Origin of the sequence: Streptomyces sp. NPDC018964, from assembly GCF_044390325.1 — a bacterium.
Classification (GTDB): Bacteria; Actinomycetota; Actinomycetes; order Streptomycetales; family Streptomycetaceae; genus Streptomyces.
Genome location: NZ_JBIRYZ010000029.1, coordinates 1 through 23,309 on the forward strand (window position 1 = coordinate 1; position 23,309 = coordinate 23,309).

The following is a 23,309-nucleotide window of genomic DNA, read 5'->3' on the forward strand; positions in this document are numbered from 1 at the left end:
GCGATCCGCGGGCAGTCGTGCCTCCCCCAGTGCCTTAAAGGCCTGGGAGGTACCCCCAGGGCGGCACGGGTGGGCGATGGGGGTACCTCCCGCTCATGGGGGTCCCCCGCTCGAGCGGAGTCGAGAGTGGGGGAGAAGCCGAGAGTGGGGGAGGCACCCCGCTGACGCGGGTGAGTGACGCGCTGGTACCTCGCCCAGGAGCGCCGCTCACCCAGCCGCGCCGCTCACCCCAGCCAGCCCGCCAGCCCCCCGGTGCACCGCACCTCGTCGCCCGCCGTGATCAGCAGCGCCTCGACGTCCGGGAGGGACTCCAGCCACCGCAGTCCCTCCCACGACCCCATCGCGAACGCCGCCGTGGCCCAGCAGTCCGCCCACATCAGGCGAGGGGCCACGACCGTCACCGCGACCAGGTCGGTCACCGCGGAGCGGCCCGTGCGCGGGTCGATGATGTGATCGCCCCGCTCGGCCGTGCCGGACGTCGCCACAGCCAGCTCCGAGGCGCCCGCCGCGGAGACGACCGCGGCGAGACCGCCCGGACGCAACGGGTCCGACACCCCCACCCGCCACGGCCGCCCCGCCCCCGGCCCACCCAGCAACTGGACGTCCCCGCCCCCGTTGACGCTCACCCCCGTCACCCCCGCGGCGGCGAGCCGCCGCGCCGCCCGTTCCGTGGCCCAGCCCTTCACCACGCCCGTCGGATCGAGCCGCCCCCGGTAACGCGGACTGAACCAGCCCTCGCTCACCCGCTCCGCCTCCGCCGCCAGCTCCAGCACCTCGGCGACCTCGGCATCGCACTCCCCGACGCTCAGCTCACCCCGCGCCAGCCGCGAGATCTGGCTGTCGTCGCGGTACGTGCTGAACACCTCGTCCACCCGGTGCAGCCCCGCGACCGCCTCCTGAAGCGCCGCGCGCACCACGGCGGGATCCCCGCCGCGGACGTCGAGGGAGAAGACGGTCCCCATCGTCTCCTCCACGTGACGCACCGCGGCGGGAGCCTCGGCGGGTTCGGCCACCGTGTCAGTCACCGGCCTTGTCCAGCGCCGACTGGAGCGACTGTTTGTACCCCGCGCTCGTGTACGTGGCCCCCGACACCGCATCGATCCCCGCGTCGCCGGCCGCCACCGCCGCCTGGTTGAGCTTCGGCACCGCGGCGGAGTTGACCTGGTCGCTCTGCCCGCCCTCGGGCGTCTGCACCGCCTCCGCCTTGGTGATCTTCCCGCCGCTGACGGTGATCCGCACCTGCACCGGCCCGTACTGCGTCTGCGCCACGTCCCCGGTGACGGTCCGCGCCTGCGCGCTCCCGGCACCGTCCGGTCCGGAAGCCCCCGGGGACCCGGCCGCCCGCGCCTTGTCCAGCGCCGACTGCAGCGACTTCTTGTACCCGCCGCTGGTGTACGTGGCCCCCGACACCACGTCGATGTCCGCGCTCTGCGCCGTCACGGTCGCCCGGTTCAGCCGGGGCACGGAGTTGGACGTGACCTGGTCGCTCTGCCCGCCCTTGGGCGCCTGCACCGCCTCCGCCTTGGTGATCTTCCCGCCGCTCACCGTCAGCCGGACCTGCACCGCCCCGTACTGGGTCTGCGCCGCGTCACCGGTGACGGTGCCGTCCCCGATGGGCTGGGCGGCGCCGCCCTGCGGCGACTGGGCCGCCGCGGGCGGGACCGCGCCGCCGGCCGCGGCGGCCGAGCCGGGGTCGGACGCCGGCTTCAGCGACAGCAGCAGCACGATGCCGGACACGGTGGCGGCGGTCGCGAGCACGGCACGCCGGACGGGGTGACTCTTCCTCATCGCTTCTCAAGCTCCTGATGGGTGTGGATGACCCGACTGGATGGCCGGCTGAACGGTCGCTCAAATCTCGAACGACTCGTGGTGGATGCGCCGGGCGGGGACTCCCGCCTCGCGCAGCGCTTCGTACACCGACTGCGCGAATCCGGGCGGACCGCACATGAACACGTCGTGGCGGTCGACGTCCGGGATCTTCCGGCGCAGGCTCTCCGCCGAGATGTCGGGGCGTTCACCGTCGGGGCTGTTCACCGCGTACATCAGCCGGGCGCCCCGCTCGTCGGCGATCTTCGCCAGCTCGCCCCACAACGCCAGGTCCTGGGTGCTGTTGGCCCGGTACAGCAGGGTGATGTCGCCGGAGGCGCCGGGCAGCGTCTCGAACAGCGCCCGCATCGGGGTGATGCCCACCCCGCCCGCCACCAGCAGTACCTTGCCGCGGCTGCGGCGCTGCGCGGTCAGCGCCCCGTAGGGGCCCTCCGCCCACACCTTCGTGCCGGGTTCCAGCTCGCGCAGCCGTGAGGTGTGGTCGCCGATCGCCTTGACCGTGATCCGCAGCATGTCCGGGCGGGGCGCCGCCGACAGCGAGTACGGGTGGGAACTGAAGCGCATCCCGGGCGCCAGGAACCGCCAGCGGAAGAACTGCCCGGCCTCCGCGCCCATCCGGTGCAGCCTGCGCCCGCCGATCAGCACGGACACGATGCCCGGCGTCTCCTCGATCACCGCCTCGACCCGCATCCGGTGCCGCATGTTCAGCCGTACCGGGGTGATGATCCGGTACCACAGGACCAGCGCGGTCACGGCGCCGTAGAGCCCGTACCAGAAGGTCTTCGCGGTCGGTTCGACGGCGAACTCGTTGCCAGTGGTGATCTGGTGCCAGAACGTCAGGAAGACCGCCGCGTACGTCAGCAGGTGCACGTGGTACCAGCCGTCGTACGGCAGCCGGCGCCGGACCGGGCCGATGGAGAGGAAGGCGATCACGAACAGCAGACCGGTGCCGATGGCGGCCTTGCCCATGTCCGGCAGCGTGTTGATGGAGGTGATGGTCTGCTGCACGATGTCGGCGAGGCTCCTGCCCGCCTGCCGGGCGTAGCCCCACATGATCAGGAAGACGTGCGCGATGACCAGGCTGACGGTGTAGCGGCCGCTCATCGCGTGCCAGCGGGCGACGCGGTCCGAGCCCACCCGGCGTTCCAGCGCGGGTACGCGCGCCATCTGGAGCACCACCAGGGCCATCAGATAGCCGGCCAGCAGGCCGGTGATCCGGCCCGCGGCGATGATCTTCCCGGTGGTGTCGGCGATGGACGGTGTGCTGGTCCACCACAACCACAGCACGGCCACCGCGCCCGCACCGACGGCGAGCAGCAGGGGGACGGCGGGGGAGCGGCGCGGACGGATGCGGCGCATCGTCTGGCGGCGGGCGGCACGGCCGCCGGCGAGCGTGGTGGTCACGGTTCCTCCGTGGGGACTTGACCCTTGGCCCACACATACGTGCCGTCACGCGGGAGTGTTCAGAGGAGATGCGCGGCTCAGCGGTGAGTCGGAGTACCACGGCGGGGGCGACACCTGGGCACACGGCTCAGGCAGGGGAGGGAGGCAGCGGCAACGGCAGCCCGGGGAGTCCGTCCAGGCTGGTCGCGATGTGCTCCTTCTTGGTGAAGTACGCGTCGAGCGAGGCGTCGTCCTCCCGCGCGAACCGCTTCTCGTGCAGGTCCCGTTCGCTCTCGTACGCCATGAAGGGCACCGCGTATCCGCAGGTGTCCCGGATCAGTTCGGCCGTCACGACGATGACGGCGCGCAGACCGTGGAGCGAGGGGTCGATGTCCGGGAAACGGGTGAGCAGCTCCCCGAAGCGGGGGTCGTCCCGGAAGACGGGCTCGCCGCGGCCGTGTACGCGCACGATGTTCGGCGGCCCCTGGAACGCGCACCACATCAGGGTGATCCGGCCGTTCTCCCGCAGATGGGCGATGGTCTCGGCGTTGGAGCCGGCGAAATCGAGGTAGGCGACGGTGAGCTCGTCGAGGACCGCGAAGGACCCCTTGAGTCCCTTGGGGGAGAGGTTGACCGTGCCGTCGGCGGACAGGGGGGCGGTGGCGGTGAAGAAGACCGGCTGTTCCTCGATGAAGGCGCGGAGGCGGCCGTCTATGCGCTCATAGGTCTTTCCCATGTCCACCTATTATGGGACCAGGTCTTTCGTTTGTCTAAGCAATAGGTGATCGGGCGGGGAAATACCGTGGCCGCCCCGGCCGGCGCTTGTACGGGGCGGCCACAGCGCCTGTCACCTCACTTGGTGAGTGTGCAGGCGGCCAGGGAGTCCAGTCCGGCGGGGCGTTCGGCGGTGCGGCCGATGGCGGTGGCGATGCGGTTGATGGCGGCGACGCGCTTGTCCTCGAGGGGGCCGAGGATGGCGTTCTGGACGAAGTCGGGTCCGCCCTGTCCGACGGTGTCGACGAGGCGCTTGTTGGCTTCGGCGATCTGCTTGTCGAGGTCGCCGAGGTTGCGGTCGACCTCGGCCTGGGCGGTGGCGGGGATCGCGGGGAGCTCCGGTGCCACGTCCGGGCAGGAGATCGTGCCGACGCCGGTGTCCTGACCGGAGCCCTGGCCGGTGTCCTCGGCGGGCGGTGTCGTGGCCTCCCCGGCCGGCGGTGTCGTCGCCTCCTCACCGGCGCCCGCCTCGCCCTGCGCGTCGAGTGTGCAGGCGGCCAGGGAGTCCAGTCCGGCGGGGCGTTCGGCGGTGCGGCCGATGGCGGTGGCGATGCGGTTGATGGCGGCGACGCGCTTGTCCTCGAGGGGGCCGAGGATGGCGTTCTGGACGAAGTCGGGTCCGCCCTGTCCGACGGTGTCGACGAGGCGCTTGTTGGCTTCGGCGATCTGCTTGTCGAGGTCGCCGAGGTTGCGGTCGACCTCGGCCTGGGCGGTGGCGGGGATCGCGGGGAGCTCCGGTGCCACGTCCGGGCAGGAGATCGTGCCCGGTCCCGCCAGCGTCCGGGCGTCCGCGTCGCCGCCGTCCCCGGACGACTCACCGGCGAGGGCGGAACCGGCGATCACCGCGCCGGACAGCGCCAGCGCGGCGGCGCCGCCGATGAAGCCGACGCGGCGCTTGTTGTACTTCGGAAGGGCCCTGGACATGCGGATGCCTCACTCGGGTCGGGGGTGTCACGGGTGTCTGTCGTGCTGTCTCGATCGGTCCGACGCGGCGCCTGCGTCCGGCGACAAGTACGCGAAAGCGGTTTCCGGTGTTCAACCCGCCGCTGGATTCGCGGGCAGATTGACGATTCATGCGGACTACTGCATACTCATGCATGTCAGCGAATGCACTGTAAGGAGAAACCCGTGACCGAGCGCGTCGTACTCGCCTACTCGGGCGGTCTGGACACCTCCGTCGCCATCGGCTGGATCGCCGAGGAGACGGGCGCCGAGGTCATCGCCGTTGCGGTCGACGTCGGCCAGGGCGGCGAGGACCTGGACGTCATCCGCAAGCGCGCGCTCGCCTGCGGTGCCGTCGAGGCCGAGGTCGCGGACGCCAAGGACGAGTTCGCCGAGGAGTACTGCCTCCCGGCGATCAAGGCCAACGCCCTCTACATGGACCGCTACCCGCTGGTCTCCGCGCTGTCCCGGCCGACGATCGTCAAGCACCTCGTCGCCGCCGCGCAGAAGCACGGCGCCACCACGGTCGCCCACGGCTGCACCGGCAAGGGCAACGACCAGGTCCGCTTCGAGGCCGGCATCGTCGCCCTCGCCCCCGACCTGAAGTGCATCGCCCCGGTCCGCGACTACGCCATGACCCGCGACAAGGCCATCGCCTTCTGCGAGGCCAAGGGCCTGCCGATCGCGACCACCAAGAAGTCCCCGTACTCCATCGACCAGAACGTCTTCGGGCGCGCCGTCGAGACCGGCTTCCTCGAGGACATCTGGAACGCGCCGATCGAGGACGTGTACGAGTACACGCAGAACCCCGCCGTCGCGCGCGAGCCCGACGAGGTGATCATCACCTTCAAGGAGGGCGTCCCCGTCGCCATCGACGGCAAGCCCGTCACCGTCCTCCAGGCGATCCAGCAGCTCAACGAGCGCGCCGGCGCCCAGGGCATCGGCCGGATCGACATGGTCGAGGACCGCCTCGTCGGCATCAAGTCCCGCGAGGTCTACGAGGCCCCCGGCGCGATCGCCCTGATCACCGCCCACCAGGAGCTGGAGAACGTCACCGTCGAGCGCGAGCTCGCCCGCTACAAGCGGCAGGTCGAGCAGCGCTGGGGCGAACTGGTCTACGACGGCCAGTGGTTCTCCCCGCTCAAGCGCGCCCTGGACGGCTTCATCACCGAGGCCAACCAGCACGTCAACGGCGACATCCGGATGACCCTGCACGGCGGCCGCGCCGTCGTCACCGGCCGGCGCTCGGAGTCGTCGCTGTACGACTTCAACCTGGCCACGTACGACACGGGCGACACGTTCGACCAGGCGGCGGCGAAGGGCTTCATCGACATCTACAGCCTGTCGGCGAAGATCGCCGCGAAGCGGGATCTGGCCTGACCGGTCCGGTCGCTGTGAGAGGGAGACCGCGGGTCCGTCGCGGTTGACCGCGCCCACGCGGCGGAGCCGCACATCGGCACTGTCCCGCGCCCCTTCCAGCGGCACGTCACATCACCATCCTCAAGGAGTGCAGGTAGTGAGCAGCAACAGCGGTGACGTACGGCTCTGGGGCGGCCGTTTCGCCGACGGTCCCGCCGAGGCCCTGGCGAAGCTGTCCGCGTCCGTCCACTTCGACTGGCGGCTCGCGCCCTACGACATCGCCGGCTCGCGCGCCCACGCCCGCGTGCTGCACGCGGCGGGCCTGCTCACCGAGGACGAGCTGACCCGGATGATCGCCGGGCTCGACCGGCTCGAAGCGGACGTCGCCGACGGCTCCTTCACCGGCACCATCGCCGACGAGGACGTCCACACCGCCCTCGAGCGCGGCCTGCTGGAGCGCCTCGGCCCCGACCTCGGCGGCAAGCTGCGCGCCGGCCGGTCCCGCAACGACCAGGTGGCCACCCTCTTCCGCATGTACCTGCGGGACCACGCCCGTATCGTCGGCGGTCTGATCGCCGACCTCCAGGACGCGCTCGTCGGCCTCGCCGAGGCCCACCCGGACGTGGCCATGCCCGGCCGCACCCACCTCCAGCACGCCCAGCCGGTGCTCTTCGCCCACCACGTCCTCGCCCACGTCCAGGCACTGTCCCGGGACGCCGAGCGGCTGCGCCAGTGGGACGAGCGCACGGCGGTGTCGCCGTACGGGTCCGGAGCGCTCGCGGGCAGCAGCCTCGGCCTGGACCCGGAGGCGGTCGCCGCGGACCTCGGCTTCGAGCACGGCAGCGCCGCCAACTCCATCGACGGCACGGCCTCCCGCGACTTCGTCGCCGAGTTCGCCTTCATCACCGCGATGATCGGCGTGAACGTCTCCCGGATCGCCGAGGAGATCATCATCTGGAACACGAAGGAGTTCTCCTTCGTGACCCTGCACGACGCGTTCTCCACCGGCTCGTCGATCATGCCGCAGAAGAAGAACCCGGACATCGCCGAGCTGGCGCGCGGCAAGTCCGGCCGCCTCATCGGCAACCTCACCGGCCTGATGGCCACCCTCAAGGCGCTGCCCCTCGCGTACAACCGCGACCTCCAGGAGGACAAGGAGCCGGTCTTCGACTCCATCGACCAGCTGGAGGTCCTGCTCCCCGCCTTCACCGGCATGGTGGCCACCCTCACCGTGCACCGCGAGCGCATGGAGGAACTGGCCCCGGCCGGCTTCTCCCTCGCCACCGACATCGCCGAGTGGCTGGTCAAGCAGGGCGTGCCGTTCCGCGTCGCGCACGAGGTGGCCGGCGAGTGCGTCAAGGTCGCCGAGTCCGAGAACAAGGAACTGGACGAACTGACCGACGAACAGTTCGCCAAGATCTCCGCCCACCTCACCCCGGAGGTCCGCTCGGTCCTCAACGTCCCCGGCGCCCTCGCCTCCCGCGACGGCCGGGGCGGCACGGCCCCGAGCGCGGTCGCGGTCCAGCTGGCCGAGGTGAAGGCGGACGTGACGGCCCAGCACGAGTGGGCGAACGCGAAGCGGCGGAGCTGACCGAACGCCGCTGAGGGCAGCTCCCCGGGGCGCGGGGCCGTACCGATGTGCGGCTCCGCCGCGCGGGCGCGACACGCCGCGACGGCGCCGCCCCCGCCGGACCACCGCACGACCCGAGCTCAGCGGCGCCCCAGCCGACCGAGCGGAGCGGCACCGCGGGTTACGTTGGTCGGGAACCGTACCGGACCCGACCGACGGAGCCCGTGATGCCCTTCGCCCGACTGGCGACAGCGACGACCCCCACCTGCCACATCGGCCTCGGCCTCGCCGCCATCGGCCGCCCCGGCTACATCAACCTCGGCCGTGACGACGACCTCGGGGAGAACCGCAGCGTGGAGACGCTGCGCACCCGCACGCACGAACTCCTCGACGCCGCCTACGCCCAGGGCGTCCGCTACTTCGACGCCGCCCGCTCCTACGGCCGCTCCGAGGAGTTCCTCGCCGACTGGCTGAAGAAGAGGACCGACGTCGACGACGTCGTCATCGGCAGCAAATGGGGCTACACCTACACCGCCGACTGGACCACCGACGCCGAGCGGCACGAGGTCAAGGACCACTCCCTCGCGGCGTACGAGCGTCAGCGCGCCGAGACCGCCGAACTGCTCGGCGACCGGCTCGACCTCTACCAGATCCACTCGGTGACCCCCGAGAGCCCCGCCCTCACCGACAAGGAACTCCACGCCCGGCTCGCGGAGGCGGCGCGGCAGGGCCTCACCGTCGGCTTCTCCACCAGCGGCCCGGCCCAGGCCGACGCCATCCGCGCCGCCCTCGCCGTCACGGTCGACGGCGAACCCCTCTTCCGTACCGTCCAGTCGACGTACAACGCCCTGGAGACCTCCGCCGGGCCCGCGCTCACCGAGGCCCGTGACGCCGGACTCACCGTGATCGTCAAGGAGGGCATGGCCAACGGCCGGCTCGCCGCCGCGCACGCCCCACAGGCCCTGCGGACCGTCGCCGAGGAGACCGGGCTCGGCTGTGACGCCGTCGCCCTCGCGGTGGTCCTGCGACAGCCGTGGGCCGGCGTGGTCCTCTCCGGCGCGGCCACCACCGCCCAACTCGCCTCCAACCTGCACGCCCCCGCCGTCGACCTCACCGACGACCAGCTCTCCCGCCTCGCCACCCTGGTCGAGGAGCCCCGGGCCTACTGGGAGCGGCGCGGACAGCTGCCCTGGCACTGAGGCACCCGGCCGTCCCGCACACGACAGCTATGAGACCCGCATGCCTTGGATGAGACATTCATGTCTCATGTGGAGTATGGTCGTCTCATGGCTGTCGATCGTGACCACGTACTGCGCAGCGCCGCCGCCCTGCTGACCCGTAGATCCACCGCGACCATGGACGAGGTCGCCAAGGCGGCCGGGATCAGCCGCGCCACCCTGCACCGGCACTTCGCCGGGCGGGACGCCCTGGTGCGGGCGCTGGAGGCGCTCGGGATCGCCGAGTGCGAGGCCGCCCTGACCGCGGCCCGGCCCGACGAGGGGCCCGCCACCGACGCCGTACGCCGCCTGGTCGCCGCGATCGAACCGCACGCCCCCCTGCTCGCCTTCCTCTACACCGAGAACCAGCTGTTCGAGGGCGAGGAGCAGAACCAGGGCTGGGCCGCGATCGACGAACGCATCGCCGCGCTGTTCCGGCGCGGCCAGGCGAACGGGGAGTTCCGCATCGACCTCACCCCGGCCTGGCTCACCGAGGCGCTCTACGGGCTGCTCGCCTCCGCCGCCTGGGCGGTGACCGAGGGCCGGGTCGCCCCCAAGGACTTCACCCACATGATCGTCGAACTGCTGCTCGGCGGTGTACGGCGCCCGGAGGAACCGGCGTCGAGGAAGGAATCATGACCAGCGCCATACGGCCGCGGACCACGACCGAGGAGACGCGCCGCCCCGGCCGCTGGCTCGCCCTCTCCGTCCTCGTGCTCGCCGTCCTGCTGGTGGCCGTCGACGCGACCGTCCTCGGTCTGGCCACCCCGTACATCAGCGAGGACCTCGCCCCCACCGGCACCCAGCTGCTGTGGATCGGCGACGTCTACTCGTTCGTGATCGCCGGTCTGCTCGTCTCCATGGGCAGCCTCGGCGACCGCGTCGGCCGCAAGCGGCTCCTGCTCTGGGGCGCCACCGCGTTCGGCGCGACATCCGTGCTCAACGCCTACGCGCACACGCCCGAGATGCTGATCCTCGCGCGCGCCCTGCTCGGTGTCGCCGGCGCCACCCTGATGCCGGCCACCCTCGCCCTGATCCGCGACCTCTTCCACGACCCGCGCGAACGCAGCCTCGCCATCGGCGTCTGGGGCGCGACGGCCTCTGCCGGCACGGCGGTCGGACCGGTCCTCGGAGGGCTGCTACTGGAGCACTTCTGGTGGGGCTCGGTCTTCCTGATCAACCTGCCGGTCATGGCGGTCCTGGTGGTCGTCGGCAGCAAGCTGCTGCCGGAGTCCCGCACCCCCGAACCCGGTCCGTGGGACCTGACCAGCGTGGCCCTGTCCCTGGCTGGCATGATCGGCGTGGTCTACGCGGTGAAGGAGACCGCGAGCCGCGGCCCTGCCGTGCCCGCCCTCGCGGCAGGCCTGCTGGGCGCGACGGCCCTGTACCTGTTCGTCCGCCGCCAGCTCGCCCTCCCCAAGCCCCTCCTGGACATGCGGCTGTTCCGCGGCCGGGGATTCAGCGGAGCGGTACTCGCCGACCTGCTCACCGTCCTCGGCCTGTCCGGCCTGGTGTTCTTCCTCTCCCAGTACCTGCAACTGGTCCAGGGACGACGGCCGTTCGAGGCGGGCCTCGCGGAACTGCCCGCCGCGATCGGCGCGGTGGCGGCCGGACTGATCGCCGGCCGGACCGCCCGCCGCTTCTCGGTGCGCTCGGTCGTCGCCGGGGGCCTGGCCGCCATCGGCCTGGCCCTGGCCGCCCTCACCGTCATCGGCCAGTCCACCGGCTACCCCCTGCTCGGTACGGCGCTGCTGGTGGTCGGCGCGGGCGCGGGCTTCTCGTTCACGGTGACCGCGGACGTGATCCTTTCGAGCGTTCCGAAGGAACAGGCGGGCGCCGCCTCCGCCGTCTCGGAGACGGCGTACGAACTCGGCGCGGCCCTGGGCATCGCCGTCCTGGGCTCGATCGTCACGGGCGTCTACCGCGGCTTCCCCGCCCCACCGGGCACCCCGGCCACCGCCCACGAGTCCCTGGGCGGCGCGGTCGAGGCGGCGACCCGCATGCCGGCCCGCACCGCGGAGCCCATGCTGGAAGCGGCCCGTGAGGCTTTCGTCGACGGCCTCACCCTGGCAGCGGGAGCAGGAGCGGCAGTCCTCCTGGCGGCCTCGGCGGCAGCCTGGTTCATGCTCCGCGGCCAGAAACTGGACAACGCCTGAGCGGGCCGCCGGTCACCCGCATGCCCAGGTCCCCGACAACCCCCTTGAGGGGTGCGGTCACCCGCGCACCCAGGCCCGCGGACAACCCCCAAGGGGCGCGGGGAACCGCGAGCCGAGCCCCCGCTCACCCGCAGGGACCGGAAACGCGGCGGGAGCCGGCGGAGAGGATCCGCCGGCTCCCGCCGAAGAGAACGCCGGCCCGGGCCGACCGAGACCTACGCGGCCTCTTTGGCCTTGCTGGCGTACATGTCCACGTACTCCTGCCCGGACAACCGCATGACCTCGGCCATCACCGAGTCGGTCACCGCCCGCAGGACGTACCGGTCACGCCCCATCCCGTCGTAACGGGAGAACTCCATCGCCTCACCGAAACGGACCGTCACCTTGCCCGGCCGGGGCAGACCCGCACCCCCCGGCTGCAACTTGTCCGTGCCGATCATCGCGAACGGCACGACCGGCGCGCCGGTCATCAGGGTGAGCCGGGCGATGCCGGTGCGGCCTCGGTAGAGACGGCCGTCGGGGGAACGGGTGCCCTCCGGGTAGATGCCGAAGATCCGGCCCTCCTCCAGCACCCGGCGCCCGGTCATCAGCGCCGCCACCCCGCCCCGGCCGCCGTCGCGGTCGACCGGGATCATGCCGACGCCGGTGAAGAACCACGCCATCAGCCGGCCCTTGAGGCCCTTGCCGGTGACGTACTCGTCCTTGCCGATGAAGACGACCTGGCGGTCGCAGACGAGCGGCAGGATCATCGAGTCGATGAACGTCAGGTGGTTGCCGGCCAGGATGACGGGACCGTCACCCGGGATGTTCTCCGCGCCCTCCACCTGTGGGCGGAACATCAGGCGCATGATCGGACCGAGCACTGCCTTGATGAGCGCGAAGCGGGACAACGGGCCCTCCGGTGGGAAACGGACGTCGGTTCATGCCGTATGAGTCTGTGCAGGTGAGGACATTACTCGCGGTCCAGGGGATTGTGCACACCGGACCCGGGGGAGTTCACCGAGGTCTTACTCACTCTTGACCCGGGTCCCTCCGCGGTGACCCGCCCGCGACACGGCCGTCACACCGCGCCGGAAAGCCGCCCGGGCCCGCACACCGCGCGCGTGCCCCCGTCCGTACGGCCCAACCGGACGAGCCGTCACATCTCCGACGGAATACGACAGACGTACGTCATCCGTATGAGGGGCGTGCGCCACGCAACGTCATCCGTGCGTTCGACCCGGGGTCTCCCGTGCGTCATCTACGCGCACCTACGATCGCCCCGCACCGGACGAGCCGACAGCAGGAGGGGTCCTCATGGGAACGCGGGAGTCGAACGAACAGACGGGCGGAGCCGGACGGCGGGCCCTCCTCGGCGCGGCGGTGCTCGGCGCGGGCGGAACGGTCCTGGGACTGGGCGGCACCGCGAGAGCCGCCGGAACCCGGCACGGCGGCGGCCGGGGGCTGAGGAGCCTGCCCGTGCCGACCATCGTCGGCCACCGCGGGGCCAGCGGTTACCGGCCCGAGCACACCCTCGGCGCCTACCAGCTCGCCCTCGACATGGGCGCGGACATCGTCGAGGCCGGCGACCTCGTCCCCACCAAGGACGGCCACCTCGTCTGCCGGCACGAACCGGAGATCGGCGGCACCACGGACGTCGCCGACCACCCCGAGTTCGCCGACCGCAGGACCACCAAGACGCTGGACGGCACCCCCGTCACCGGCTGGTTCACCGAGGACTTCACCCTCGCCGAGCTGAAGCGGCTGCGCGCCGTGGAGCGCATCCCCGCCAACCGCCCGCACAACACCCTCTACGACGGCCGCTGGGAGATCCCCACCTTCGAGGAGGTGCTGCGCTGGCAGGACGAGCAGACCCGCGAGCGCGGCGAGCAGGTCTGGATCTACCCCGAGCTCAAGCACCCCACCTACTTCCGCAAGCTGGGACTGGGCCTGGAGGAGCGGGTCGCCAAGCTGCTGCGCCGGCACGGCAAGGACGACAAGAACGCGCCGGTCATCCTCCAGTCCTTCGAGCCGACCAGCATCGAGCGCCTGAACAAGCTGGTCGACAACCCCCTCGTCGTCCTCCTCTCCGGCGCCACCACCCGCCCCTGGGACTTCGTCGAGACGGGTGACCCGCGCACCGTCGCCGACCTCGTCACCCGCAGGGGCCTGCGCGAGATCGCCGGCTACGCCCAGGGCATCGGCCCCACCCTCGACCTGGTCATCCCGCGCGACGCGGCCGGCCGGCTCACCGAGCCGACGACCCTGGTCCGCGACGCGCACCGGGCGGGACTGATCCTGCACCCCTACACCCTGCGCAACGAGAACCCCTTCCTGCCCGCGGACTTCCGCAAGGGCACCGACCCCGACGCCTACGGCGACGTCTTCGGCGCCTACCGGGCGTACTTCGCCACCGGCATCGACGGCGTCTTCACCGACCACCCGGACACCGGGCTGCTGGCCCGCGAGGACTTCGTCAACGGCTGAGCCGTTCCGCCCCGGCAGGGGTGAACTCGGGCCGCCCCGGGCAACCCTGCCCGGGGCGGCCCGAGTCGTCGCCCGTATGACACACGAGCCGGTCCCGGCGTACGAGCTGGTCATCTCCCTGCGTCCACTGCTCACCGCGGAAGCCGCCGCCGAGACGCTCGGCTCCGGGGCCGAACCGGGCGATCTGGAACAGGCGGTGTGGCTCCGCCTCCTGGAGCGCCTCGACGCCTGCGGCCCGCCGCCCGACCCCCCGGGCTGGCTCCGCCGGGCCGTCCGTGCGGAGGCCCGCCGCATCCGCCGCAGGGCCCGCCGGGAAACGGTGTTGACCGGCGACCCCGCCGGCACCGGCCGCCACGACCCCGAAGGGCTCGCACTCGCCGCCGCCCGTCGCCGCGCCCTGCGGGACGCCGTACGACGGCTGCCCGGCCGCTGCCCGGAACTGATGGAAGCGCTACTGTCCCCGCGCGACCTGACATACCGGGAGATCGCGGGGGAGTTGGGTATCTCACAGGGCGGTCTCGGCCCGGAACGTTCCCGATGTCTGGGATGTCTGCGTCGTTTGCTCACACGGGAGGTTGCGGCGCGCTGAGGACGGGGATAGGAGTGAGGGACGACAGGCGATCAGGTGAGCGGGAGGCATGCGCACATGGGCATGAGCGTGACCATCTCTGCGGCGGCCGGGCAGGACGCGGAGCAGATCTTCAGGTTGCAGTACCTGTGCTTCCAGAGCGAGGCGGCGCTCTACGGCAACTACCGCATCGACCCGCTCGTCCAGAGCCTCGACTCGGTCCGCGAGGAGGTCGCCGCCGACTGCGTCTTCGTCGCCCGCCTCGGCGACGAGATCGTCGGCTCGGTGCACGGCAGGATCACCGAGGACGGGGCCGCCGCGATCGGCAAGCTCTGCGTCCACCCCCGCCTCCGGGGACACGGCATCGGCGCGCGTCTCCTGCGGGCCGCGGAGTCCGCCCTCGCCGGCGAGCGCGGCGCCAGGACCTTCCGCCTGCACGCCGGGCACCGCAGCGAGAGCAACCTGAGCCTGTACAGCAAGGTCGGCTACCAGCGGGTGGGCACCTCCCAGGGCGCCGACGGCGTACCGATGATCGTCCTGGAGAAGCAGGCGCAGTCCTACGCGACGACCGCCTGATCAGGACGCGGGCCGCACCCTGCGCAGCCAGTACACGGCCGTGAGGGGCAGCAGCACGGGGATGAAGAGGTATCCCATCCCGTAGTCCGACCACACGGTGGCGTCGGGGAACGCGGACGGCTCCACCAGTGTCCAGGTCCCCACGGTCAATACGCCCACGAGCTCGGCGGCGCAGCACACCAGCGCCGCCCTGCGGGCCGTCTCCCCGCCGCGCACCAGGGTGTAGGTGATGAAGCCGTAGACCACGCCGGCCGCCGCCGACAGCGTGTAGGCGAGCGGCGCCCGGTCGAACTCGGTGGCGATCTGGTACGCGGAGCGCGACACCGCGCCGACGACCATCACCCCGTACAGCCACACCAGCAGCAGTCCGGGACCGCCGATCAGCCGCGTCCCGGCCGGCTTCTCCCGCGTCGCGGCCACCTCAGCCTCCCCAGATGTCATAGAGCCGCACCTCGAGCACGGCCAGCACGACACCGCTCGCGGCGACCGTCAGCGAACCCCAGCGGGAGCGCTCGCCGAGCGACATGAAGCCGGCCGCCGGGACGCACGCGAACGCGCCGAGCAGATACGCCACGAAGATCGTCGTGCCCTGCTCCGGCTTCTCGCCCCGCGCCAGTCGCACGATCCCGACGACCAGCTGCGCCAGCGCCAGCAGCGTGACCACGGCCATCCCGATGAAGTGCCAGTCCTTCGTCGGCTGGTCACGGTAGGCGGCCCACCCGCACCAGGCGCCGAGCAGCAACGCGGCGACACCGGTCACCACCGTCAGGACATCAAGCATGGCAGTGACCCTATTACGCCGGAAAACCCCCGCTGTCCCCGCCCCCGGGAGCGCCGGGCCCGTAAGGTCGATGGCATGACCATCCATGCGCAGGCCCTGCTGTTCGACAACGACGGAACCCTCGTCTCCTCCCTCGCCTCCGTGAACCGCTGCTGGACGCGGTGGGCCGTCGAGTACGGGATCACGGCCGAGGAGTTCGGGCGCGTCGAACTGCACGGGCGGCCGGCCGCGGAGATAGCCGCCGATCTGCTGCCCGCCCGTGTCGTGCCGGAGGCGGTCGCGCGGATCGAGGACCTGGAGGTCGAGGACGTGCCCAACGGTGGTGTGGAACTGCTGCCGGGGACCGTGGACTTCCTCGCCGCGCTGCCCGCCGAGCGCTGGGCCGTCGTCACCTCCGCCACCCGGCGCCTGGCCGAGGCCCGCCTCGAAGCCGTCGGCATCCTGCCCAAGACCCTGGTCGCCGCCGACGACATCACCCGCGGCAAGCCCGACCCCGAGCCCTACCTCCTCGCCGCCCGCATCCTCGGCGTCGACCCCGCGCACTGCGTCGTCTTCGAGGACGCCCCCGCCGGACTCCAGGCCGGCCGCGCCGCCGGCATGACCACCGTGGCCTTGGCCACAACCCACCGGGCCCACGAGCTGACCGCCGACCTCGTCGTGAAGGACCTCTCGGCCCTGTCCGCACTGGTCACGGACGGGGGAGTGGAGATCTCCGTACGTCCCTGACGTGGGCGTGCCACTGTCCACGGCTGTCCAGAATACGGACAGCCGTGTCCGGTCAGGAGTGAACGTCTGCTTTACTGATCGCATGACCACGACGAGCGACCGCATCCCCGCGACCGAGGCGCCCATGACGCCCGGCGCCCGGTGTATGTGTCGCCGAATGTGCGCCTGACAGAGGGCCCCCGCACCACCTGAGCCTCGCGCCCCGAAGCGAGAGCCCGCTCATGTCCGCCCGCGTCCCCCGCATGCGCGACTGAGCCACGCCCCCGCGCGCACGTTTCTCCACGGTCTCCACCGCCACGCCCCACCGAGATCCGTGCCGCCCGGCTGATTTCGACCCTGAATGCCTCGTGCCCGGCACCCACGACGTGCCGCGCACTCGACAGTGACGGATACCCACGTGATCACCACCTCGGGCCTCACCAAGGTCTACCGCTCACGCGGCCGCGAGGTCACCGCCCTCGACGGCGTCGACCTGCACGTCCGCGAAGGCGAGGTCTACGGCGTCATCGGCCAGTCCGGCGCCGGCAAGTCCTCCCTCATCCGCTGCGTCAACCTGCTGGAACGCCCCACCTCGGGCACCGTGACCGTGGACGGCCGGGACCTCACCGCGCTCGCCGGCCGCGGACCCCGGGCCGGCCGGGAACTGCGGCAGGCGCGCAGCCGTATCGGCATGGTCTTCCAGCACTTCAACCTGCTCTCCTCGCGCACCGTGCAGGACAACGTCGAACTGCCCCTGGAGATCCTCGGCACGTCGGGGAAGGAACGCTCCCGCAAGGCGCTGGAACTGCTCGACCTGGTCGGCCTCGCCGACAAGGCCAAGGCCTACCCCGCCCAGCTCTCCGGCGGCCAGAAGCAGCGCGTCGGCATCGCCCGCGCCCTCGCCGGCGACCCCAAGGTGCTGCTCTCCGACGAGGCCACCAGCGCCCTCGACCCGGAGACCACCCGCTCGATCCTGCGGCTCCTGCGCGACCTCAACCGGCAGCTCGGCCTCACCGTCCTGCTCATCACCCACGAGATGGACGTCGTGAAGTCGGTCTGCGACTCGGCCGCCCTCATGGAGAACGGCCGCGTCGTCGAGTCCGGCACGGTCACCGATCTCCTCGCCACCCCCGGCTCCGAACTGGCCGCCGCGCTGTTCCCGGTCGGCGGCGAGGCCTCCGGCGACGACCGCACCGTCCTCGACGTCACCTTCCACGGCGAGAGCGCGACCCAGCCGGTCATCTCCCAGCTCGCACGCACCTACAACATCGACATATCGATCCTCGGCGCGGCCATCGACACCGTCGGCGGCCTCCAGGTCGGCCGGATGCGCATCGAACTGCCCGGCCGCTACGAGGACAACGTCGTCCCCGTCGGCTTCCTGCGCGAACAGGGCCTGCAGATCGACGTCGTGGACCGGGAAGAGACCGCACTCGTGAAGGAGGGGGCCAAGTGACCTGGTCCGAGATGCAGCCGCTGCTCGAACAGGCCTGTACCGAGACGCTGGTCATGGTCGGCTGGTCCACCCTGATCGCCGTCGTCGGCGGCCTCCCGCTGGGCATCCTGCTCGTCCTCACCGACAAGGGCGGGCTCCTCCGGAACACCCTGGTGAACAAGGTCATCGGGCAGATCGTGAACATCGGCCGCTCGCTGCCGTTCATCATCCTCATGGTCGCCCTGATGGACTTCACCCGCTGGGTCACCGGCACCACCATCGGCAGCGAGGCCGCGATCGTGCCGCTCGCCATCGGCGGCATCCCCTTCTTCGCCCGCCTCGTCGAGACCGCCGTGCGCGAGGTCGACCACGGGCTCGTCGAGGCCGTGCAAGCCATGGGCGGCAACACCTGGACGATCGTCCGCAAGGTCCTCGTCCCCGAGGCGCTGCCCTCGCTGATCGCCTCCACCACCACCACGGTCATCGCCCTCATCGGCTACTCGGCCATGGCCGGCACCGTCGGCGGCGGCGGACTCGGCGACCTCGCCGTCCGCTACGGCTACCAGCGCTTCGAGACCGGCCTGATGTGGATCACCGTCGCGGTCCTCGCCGTGGCCATCTCGCTCATCCAGTTCGCCGGCGACTACGCGGCCCGCGCCCTGCACCGCCGCGGCGGCCGCTCCGGCCCCTCGCCCAGGCTCCGGTTCCTGAAGGCCCAGGAGCCCGCCGCGGCCGACGTCGGCAAGGTCGCGTAGCACCTCCGCCGAAGACTCCCCGTACCGCCCACCCGTCGCCCACCACCCCTCAACGACGGCGCTTCGCGCCGGCACCCCTTGATCCAAGGGGCCGCACCACCCAAGGAAAGGCACTTTTCGTGCGTAACACCGCCAAGATCACCACCGCCGTCCTCGCCGCCGGAGCCCTCACCCTCGGGCTCACCGCCTGCGGCTCGGACAAGGACGCCGCCTCCGACACCTCCGGGCCGCTGGTCGTCGCCGCGACGCCCGTCCCGCACGCCGAGGTCCTCACCTACGTCAAGGACAACCTCGCCGACAAGGCCGGCCTCGACCTGGAGGTCAAGGAGTTCACCGACTACGTCACGCCGAACACGGCCACCGAGGACGGTTCGGTGGGAGCCAACTACTTCCAGACCGAGCCCTACCTCGAGGACTTCAACAAGAAGAACGGCACCCACCTGAAGTCCGTCGCCTCGGTGCACCTCGAGCCGCTCGGCCTGTACTCGAAGAAGACCGAGAAGGCCGACGGCCTGAAGAACGGCGCGACCATAGCCGTCCCCAACGACACCGTCACCGAGGCCCGCGCCCTCCAGCTGCTCGCCGCCAACGGGCTCCTCACCCTCAAGGACGGCGTCGGCACCGCGGCCACCACCGCGGACATCACCGAGAACCCGAAGAACCTGAAGTTCAAGGAGCTGGAGGCGGCCCAGACCCCGCGCTCCCTGGACGACGTCGACGCGGCCGTCATCAACGGCAACTACGCCCTGGAGGCCGACCTCAAGCCGGCCGAGGACGCCATCGCCCTGGAGTCCGCCGAGAACAACCCGAACGTGAACCTCCTCGTCGTCAAGGAGGGCAACGAGGACGACCCGCGCGTCAAGAAGCTCGCCGAACTCCTCACCTCGCCCGAGGTGAAGAAGTTCATCGAGGACAAGTACGCGGGTTCCGTCATCGCCTCGTTCTGACCGGCGCGGCCCGCACCGCACCCACGGGGCCCCCTCCGCGCACCGGAGCGGACCCCGTGGTGCGGTGCAGTGCTTTCATGCTGCATGCTGGGCAGTTCAGCAGCACCCGACGGTCTCTCAGATTACGGAGCGGCGCATGACGAGCACCTTCCCCAACATCTCCATCAGCACGGAGCGGTTGGTGCTGCGTCCCCTCGACACGGACGACGTCCCCGCCCTCGCCGAGATGATGAACGACGAACAGGTCGCCGCCTGGACCGACGTCCCCCGGCCCTTCACCGAAGAGGCCGCCCGCACCTGGATCACCGAGTGCGCCCCCGCCGGACGCGAGGCCGGCGACGGGCTCGACCTCGCCGTCACCGAGTTCCTCACCCAGCGCCTGGTCGGCGTCATCCAGCTCACCAAGGCCGACTGGCACGTACGGTCGACCGAGATGTCCTACATCGTCGCCCCCTGGGCGCGCGGCGAGGGCTACGCCTCCGAGGCCGCGCTGGCCACCGCGCAGTGGCTCTTCGGCGACCAGAAGTTCGAGCGCGTCGAACTGCGCACCGCCGCCGACAACACCGCCGCGCAGCAGGTCGCCCAGAAGATCGGCTGCATCAGCGAGGGCGTGCTGAGAGGCGCCTGCATAGCCCACGTCCGCACCGAGGACGGCGGCTGGAGCGACGTCCGCACCGACTACATCGTATGGAGCCTGCTGCCCGAGGACATCGAGGGCGCGGACGGACAACTGACCGACACCGGCGGATTCACCCCGTACCCGGACTGGAACTGACCTTCACACGGGGCACCGGCGGCGCGGTCCCCGGCCGCACCAGGTAGTCTCACGGAGCCCGCCCGTGGCGGGACAGCCGACGACGACCTGCGCAAACCCCAGGAGACTGACGACGATGGCCGACCGGGTCACGGTGATCGGCTGGGACGGCTCGCCGCTGACCGCAGCGGCCCGCGCCGCGCTGGGCGCCGCCACACTGGTGGCCGGCGCCGCCCACCACCTGGCACTCCCCGAGGTGCCCCCCGGCGCCGAGCGCATCCGGCTCGGCTCCGTCGCCCTCGCCGCCCGCCGCATCGCCGCCCACCGCGGCACCGCGGTCGTCCTCGCCGACGGCGACCCCGGTTTCTTCGGCGTCGTACGGACCCTGCGCGCACCCGAGTTCGGTCTCGAGGTCGAGGTCGTCCCCGGCGTCTCCCCCGTCGCCGCGGCCTTCGCCCGGGCCGGCATGCCCTGGGACGACGCCCAGGTGGTCGTCGCGCACCCGCGCACCCTGCGACGCGCGGTGAACGTCTGCCGGGCCCACACCAAGGTGGCGGTCCTCACCTCACCCGGCGCCGGGCCCGCCGAACTGGGGCTGCTCATGGAGGGCGTCCACCGCACCTTCGTGATCTGCGAGGAACTCGGCACCGGGCGCGAGCAGGTCAGCGTGGTCACCTCCGACAAGGCCGCCGACCACACCTGGCGCGACCCCAATGTCGTCATCGTCGTCGGCGGCCGGGCCGGCGCCGGTGAGTCCGGCGGCTGGATCGCCGGACGTGACCCCTCCGCCGGGCCCCGCGGCTGGTCGCTGCCCGCCGAGGAGTACGGCGGCGACCTCGGCGAGGGCGAGCGGGAACCGCTGCGCGTCTCCCAGCTCGCCCGGCTCGGGCCGCGGGTCGGCGACCTCGTCTGGGACATCGGCTGCGCGAGCGGCGCCTTCGCCACCGAGGCGGCCCGCGCGGGCGCCGCCGTCATCGCCGTCGACAGCGACCCGCGCGCCTGCGCCCGCACCGAGTCCACCGCCCGCCGGCACGGGGTCCAGCTCCAGATCGTGCACGGCACCGCCCCGCACGTCCTGGAGAACCTCCCCGAGCCGGACGTCGTCAGGGTCGGCGGCGGGGGAGCGGGCGTCGTCTCCGCGGTCGCCGACCGCCGTCCGCAGCGCATCGTCACGCACGCCGCCACCCGCGACGGGGCCGAACTCATCGGCCGGAACCTGACGGAGCACGGCTATCAGGTGGAGTGCGCCCTGCTGCAGTCCGTCGAACTCGACACGCGGGCCTGGACGGAGAAGGAGCGGAGCGTCGCGTTCCTGCTCAGCGGGGTGCTGCCCGCACGCGGCGACTGATCCGATCGCCGTCCCCGTGATCGGATTGTCCGACCGTGCGAGGTAGGCTGGCCGATCGTTGTACCGCACCCGGACGCCCGATGCTTCGTCGGTCAATGTCCGGAAAGCGCATCCCTTTTGGGGTGAGTCGTGGTACAGCGGGAACCGGAGGACGCGCAACGTGGCGCAGTCCACAGCGGAACCGTCGCCGATCAAGCTGACGCGACGGCCGTGCGGCCGCGACAATGACGGTGAAGGGCTTTGTCGCCTTTTTCGGACGGGCCGTTCGTGCCGCTGGGGACGCACGCTCGTTCTCCAGTGTGGGGCGGTCGGTGCGCCGTTCCGGGTGAGCTGGTCGTAGGAGCACTAACCGATGGGCGAGGGGTACGCATGACCGACACCGGCCAGGTCCCGGGCGAGGGACTGCCGGAGAACGCAGGCATGGTGGAGCAGCCGGGCGTCCCCGCGCCCGACGCGTACGCCTACCTCTCCGACAGCCCCGCCGGGGACGAAGACCTGTTGCTGCCCGGCGCGCAGAGCGCGTGGGGCAACGAGATCGCCCCGCCCGCGCCCGAGCCGGTCGTCGAGACCGTGCACCAGCCGGGCCCGCACGAGATGGCCGGCCGCGACAGCGGCTCGGTCGACCTCGGCGGCGTCCGGCTCCCCGAGCCGCCGCAGCCGGCGCCGCGCCGCCCGCTGCACCTCGGCCCGCCCATCCCCAACGTCAACGCCGGCCCGGTGCGCTCCCTCGCCGACCGCGGTCCCGCCGACGTGCCGGCCCGCCAGGCCGGTCCGCCGTCCCTCGGCCCCGAGTACCTCGACGTTCCGCACGCGCGCGAGGCGGCGGCGGTACCGCAGGCCGCGGCGCCCTGGGGCACGCAGCCCGCGGCGGGCGCGGGAGCGGTGACCGGGGAAACGGTTGTTCCGGTTCCGGTCGCGGAGCCGATGGACGCGGCCCAGGCGGTCGTGGCCCGCGTCGCCACGGAGGCGGGGGCGGTACGACAGGACACGGAGGGCGCCGCCGTCGCGGTCGCCGGTGCCGGTGAGACCGAGGCAGGGGCCGGGGAACCGGGGCCCGTCCCGGGTCCGGACCACGGCCTGCCCGGCACGTCCGCCGCCGATCCCGCGCAGGCGGCCGAGGCGGCCCAGGCGCCCGCACCCGGGCCCACGGCACCGGAGCACACCCCGGCGGCCGAGGCACCGGTCGCCGTGCCCGCCGCTGCGGCCGTCGTGCCGGACCCCGCTCAGGTCGCCGAGGCACCGGGGGCCGCCGCTCCCGAGCACGTTCCGGGGGCGGACGCCTCCCACGACGCTCAGGTACCGGGGCCCGGCCCCGCAGCACCGCAGGCCGCCGAGGCGGCGGGCGCGGAGGCCGCCGTACCGGTGCCGCCCCCGGCGACGGAGACGCCACAGGACGCTCAGGCACCGGGTGCGGTGGCCGAGGCTCCGGACCACGCTCAGGAGGCGGAGGTTCCGCAGGCCGGGTCGCCCGGACCGGAGGCCGTCGCGCCGGAGTTCGCACAGGAGGCCGAGGCGTCCCGGGCCGTCCAGGCGCAGGGTGCCGACCCGGTCCCGCCGCAGGCCGACGAGACGGTCGGAGCGGAGGGTCTCGCTCCGGAGCACGCTCCGACGTCCGAGGCGTCCCCGGACGTCCCTGCGCCGGGTGTCGACACCACCGTGCTTCCTGCCGCGGAGGCGGACGGCACTGTGGCCGAAACCCCCGCAGGTGTGGAGGGTCTCGCTCCGGAGCACGTCCCGACGCCCGAG

Annotated in this window: 22 protein-coding genes and 1 pseudogene; 15 read left to right on the forward strand and 8 right to left on the reverse strand. The window is 72.2% G+C overall.

Going from position 1 to position 23,309, the window contains the following annotated elements; all coding sequences use genetic code 11:
- Positions 1-224 precede the first annotated feature (224 nt).
- From ACH5AO_RS32455 to ACH5AO_RS32475, 5 genes are all read right to left on the reverse strand, one after another.
- Positions 225-962 carry an FAD:protein FMN transferase gene (locus ACH5AO_RS32455; protein WP_398931135.1) on the reverse strand — a complete coding sequence of 246 codons (738 nt, stop codon included), beginning with the start codon at positions 960-962 and terminating at the stop codon, positions 225-227.
- A gap of 55 nt (positions 963-1,017) precedes the next feature.
- The gene (locus tag ACH5AO_RS32460) at positions 1,018-1,788 is read right to left on the reverse strand and encodes an FMN-binding protein (RefSeq protein WP_398930972.1); all 771 of its coding nucleotides are present in this window, start codon (positions 1,786-1,788) and stop codon (positions 1,018-1,020) included.
- Between the two features lie 60 nt (positions 1,789-1,848).
- A complete protein-coding gene (locus ACH5AO_RS32465; RefSeq protein WP_398930974.1) occupies positions 1,849-3,231 on the reverse strand; it encodes a ferric reductase-like transmembrane domain-containing protein in 1,383 nt (460 codons plus the stop codon).
- A 127-nt stretch (positions 3,232-3,358) separates the two neighbouring features.
- Positions 3,359-3,946: a pyridoxamine 5'-phosphate oxidase family protein gene (locus ACH5AO_RS32470; protein WP_398930976.1), complete on the reverse strand. Its 588-nt coding sequence runs from the start codon at positions 3,944-3,946 to the stop codon at positions 3,359-3,361.
- 116 nt (positions 3,947-4,062) lie between these two features.
- Entirely contained in the window at positions 4,063-4,908 is an 846-nt protein-coding gene (locus ACH5AO_RS32475) for a hypothetical protein (RefSeq protein WP_398930978.1), read from the reverse strand.
- Positions 4,909-5,112: 204 nt separating this feature from the next.
- Here ACH5AO_RS32475 and ACH5AO_RS32480 point away from each other — a divergent pair, with 204 nt between their 5' ends.
- The 5 genes from ACH5AO_RS32480 (at position 5,113) to ACH5AO_RS32500 (ending at position 11,228) form a co-directional block, all read left to right on the forward strand.
- Positions 5,113-6,306: an argininosuccinate synthase gene (locus ACH5AO_RS32480; RefSeq protein ID WP_398930980.1), complete on the forward strand. Its 1,194-nt coding sequence runs from the start codon at positions 5,113-5,115 to the stop codon at positions 6,304-6,306.
- Positions 6,307-6,442: 136 nt separating this feature from the next.
- Entirely contained in the window at positions 6,443-7,876 is a 1,434-nt protein-coding gene (gene argH, locus ACH5AO_RS32485; RefSeq protein ID WP_398930982.1) for an argininosuccinate lyase, read from the forward strand.
- A 206-nt stretch (positions 7,877-8,082) separates the two neighbouring features.
- Complete coding sequence (locus ACH5AO_RS32490; RefSeq protein ID WP_398930984.1) at positions 8,083-9,054, forward strand: aldo/keto reductase; 972 nt, start codon at positions 8,083-8,085, stop codon at positions 9,052-9,054.
- Positions 9,055-9,141: 87 nt separating this feature from the next.
- Complete coding sequence (locus ACH5AO_RS32495; RefSeq protein WP_398930986.1) at positions 9,142-9,711, forward strand: TetR/AcrR family transcriptional regulator; 570 nt, start codon at positions 9,142-9,144, stop codon at positions 9,709-9,711.
- Complete coding sequence (locus tag ACH5AO_RS32500) at positions 9,708-11,228, forward strand: MFS transporter (RefSeq protein WP_398930988.1); 1,521 nt, start codon at positions 9,708-9,710, stop codon at positions 11,226-11,228. The genes ACH5AO_RS32495 and ACH5AO_RS32500 overlap by 4 nt, the downstream gene beginning before the upstream one ends.
- A gap of 215 nt (positions 11,229-11,443) precedes the next feature.
- Here ACH5AO_RS32500 and ACH5AO_RS32505 read toward each other — a convergent pair whose 3' ends face one another.
- Positions 11,444-12,118, reverse strand: a complete 675-nt coding sequence (locus tag ACH5AO_RS32505) for a lysophospholipid acyltransferase family protein (RefSeq protein WP_398930991.1) — start codon at positions 12,116-12,118, stop codon at positions 11,444-11,446.
- A gap of 406 nt (positions 12,119-12,524) precedes the next feature.
- Here ACH5AO_RS32505 and ACH5AO_RS32510 point away from each other — a divergent pair, with 406 nt between their 5' ends.
- The 3 genes from ACH5AO_RS32510 (at position 12,525) to ACH5AO_RS32520 (ending at position 14,838) form a co-directional block, all read left to right on the forward strand.
- The gene (locus ACH5AO_RS32510) at positions 12,525-13,694 is read left to right on the forward strand and encodes a glycerophosphodiester phosphodiesterase (protein ID WP_398930993.1); all 1,170 of its coding nucleotides are present in this window, start codon (positions 12,525-12,527) and stop codon (positions 13,692-13,694) included.
- A gap of 76 nt (positions 13,695-13,770) precedes the next feature.
- Positions 13,771-14,283, forward strand: coding sequence for a sigma-70 family RNA polymerase sigma factor (locus ACH5AO_RS32515; protein WP_398930995.1), 513 nt, complete (start codon positions 13,771-13,773; stop codon positions 14,281-14,283).
- A 57-nt stretch (positions 14,284-14,340) separates the two neighbouring features.
- Complete coding sequence (locus tag ACH5AO_RS32520) at positions 14,341-14,838, forward strand: GNAT family N-acetyltransferase (RefSeq protein WP_398930997.1); 498 nt, start codon at positions 14,341-14,343, stop codon at positions 14,836-14,838.
- On the opposite strand, the gene ACH5AO_RS32525 is transcribed toward ACH5AO_RS32520, so the two are convergent.
- Positions 14,839-15,258 carry a hypothetical protein gene (locus ACH5AO_RS32525; RefSeq protein WP_398931137.1) on the reverse strand — a complete coding sequence of 140 codons (420 nt, stop codon included), beginning with the start codon at positions 15,256-15,258 and terminating at the stop codon, positions 14,839-14,841.
- Between the two features lies 1 nt (position 15,259).
- Positions 15,260-15,619 (reverse strand): hypothetical protein, encoded by a 360-nt coding sequence (locus tag ACH5AO_RS32530; RefSeq protein WP_391792764.1) that lies wholly within the window; start codon positions 15,617-15,619, stop codon positions 15,260-15,262.
- A gap of 75 nt (positions 15,620-15,694) precedes the next feature.
- Between ACH5AO_RS32530 and ACH5AO_RS32535 the strand changes: the two genes are divergently transcribed.
- The 7 genes and pseudogenes from ACH5AO_RS32535 to ACH5AO_RS32565 all read left to right on the forward strand — a co-directional run.
- Positions 15,695-16,345, forward strand: a complete 651-nt coding sequence (locus tag ACH5AO_RS32535) for an HAD family hydrolase (protein WP_398930999.1) — start codon at positions 15,695-15,697, stop codon at positions 16,343-16,345.
- A gap of 340 nt (positions 16,346-16,685) precedes the next feature.
- A complete protein-coding gene (locus ACH5AO_RS32540) occupies positions 16,686-17,780 on the forward strand; it encodes a methionine ABC transporter ATP-binding protein (RefSeq protein ID WP_398931001.1) in 1,095 nt (364 codons plus the stop codon).
- Positions 17,777-18,514: a methionine ABC transporter permease gene (locus tag ACH5AO_RS32545; RefSeq protein ID WP_398931003.1), complete on the forward strand. Its 738-nt coding sequence runs from the start codon at positions 17,777-17,779 to the stop codon at positions 18,512-18,514. Before ACH5AO_RS32540 ends, ACH5AO_RS32545 begins: the two co-directional genes overlap by 4 nt.
- Positions 18,515-18,633: 119 nt before the next feature.
- Positions 18,634-19,461 (forward strand): MetQ/NlpA family ABC transporter substrate-binding protein, encoded by an 828-nt coding sequence (locus ACH5AO_RS32550; RefSeq protein ID WP_030867578.1) that lies wholly within the window; start codon positions 18,634-18,636, stop codon positions 19,459-19,461.
- 136 nt (positions 19,462-19,597) lie between these two features.
- Complete coding sequence (locus ACH5AO_RS32555) at positions 19,598-20,236, forward strand: GNAT family N-acetyltransferase (protein ID WP_398931006.1); 639 nt, start codon at positions 19,598-19,600, stop codon at positions 20,234-20,236.
- A 115-nt stretch (positions 20,237-20,351) separates the two neighbouring features.
- Positions 20,352-21,563 carry a precorrin-6y C5,15-methyltransferase (decarboxylating) subunit CbiE gene (gene cbiE, locus ACH5AO_RS32560; RefSeq protein ID WP_398931008.1) on the forward strand — a complete coding sequence of 404 codons (1,212 nt, stop codon included), beginning with the start codon at positions 20,352-20,354 and terminating at the stop codon, positions 21,561-21,563.
- Positions 21,564-21,932: 369 nt separating this feature from the next.
- Positions 21,933-23,309 (forward strand): annotated as a pseudogene (locus ACH5AO_RS32565) (5,6-dimethylbenzimidazole synthase); the annotation flags it as partial.

What these genes read in the sequence shown, in the direction of transcription:
- ACH5AO_RS32470 (WP_398930976.1), bottom strand. Translation starts at nt 3,946, where the DNA reads ATGGGAAAGACCTATGAGCGCATAGACGGCCGCCTCCGCGCCTTCATC.
- ACH5AO_RS32460 (WP_398930972.1), bottom strand. Translation starts at nt 1,788, where the DNA reads ATGAGGAAGAGTCACCCCGTCCGGCGTGCCGTGCTCGCGACCGCCGCC.
- cbiE (WP_398931008.1), top strand. Translation starts at nt 20,352, where the DNA reads ATGGCCGACCGGGTCACGGTGATCGGCTGGGACGGCTCGCCGCTGACC.
- ACH5AO_RS32510 (WP_398930993.1), top strand. Translation starts at nt 12,525, where the DNA reads ATGGGAACGCGGGAGTCGAACGAACAGACGGGCGGAGCCGGACGGCGG.
- ACH5AO_RS32540 (WP_398931001.1), top strand. Translation starts at nt 16,686, where the DNA reads ATGCCTCGTGCCCGGCACCCACGACGTGCCGCGCACTCGACAGTGACG.
- ACH5AO_RS32555 (WP_398931006.1), top strand. Translation starts at nt 19,598, where the DNA reads ATGACGAGCACCTTCCCCAACATCTCCATCAGCACGGAGCGGTTGGTG.
- ACH5AO_RS32530 (WP_391792764.1), bottom strand. Translation starts at nt 15,619, where the DNA reads ATGCTTGATGTCCTGACGGTGGTGACCGGTGTCGCCGCGTTGCTGCTC.
- ACH5AO_RS32455 (WP_398931135.1), bottom strand. Translation starts at nt 962, where the DNA reads ATGGGGACCGTCTTCTCCCTCGACGTCCGCGGCGGGGATCCCGCCGTG.
- ACH5AO_RS32475 (WP_398930978.1), bottom strand. Translation starts at nt 4,908, where the DNA reads ATGTCCAGGGCCCTTCCGAAGTACAACAAGCGCCGCGTCGGCTTCATC.
- ACH5AO_RS32500 (WP_398930988.1), top strand. Translation starts at nt 9,708, where the DNA reads ATGACCAGCGCCATACGGCCGCGGACCACGACCGAGGAGACGCGCCGC.
- ACH5AO_RS32490 (WP_398930984.1), top strand. Translation starts at nt 8,083, where the DNA reads ATGCCCTTCGCCCGACTGGCGACAGCGACGACCCCCACCTGCCACATC.
- ACH5AO_RS32515 (WP_398930995.1), top strand. Translation starts at nt 13,771, where the DNA reads ATGACACACGAGCCGGTCCCGGCGTACGAGCTGGTCATCTCCCTGCGT.
- ACH5AO_RS32495 (WP_398930986.1), top strand. Translation starts at nt 9,142, where the DNA reads ATGGCTGTCGATCGTGACCACGTACTGCGCAGCGCCGCCGCCCTGCTG.
- ACH5AO_RS32520 (WP_398930997.1), top strand. Translation starts at nt 14,341, where the DNA reads ATGGGCATGAGCGTGACCATCTCTGCGGCGGCCGGGCAGGACGCGGAG.
- ACH5AO_RS32535 (WP_398930999.1), top strand. Translation starts at nt 15,695, where the DNA reads ATGACCATCCATGCGCAGGCCCTGCTGTTCGACAACGACGGAACCCTC.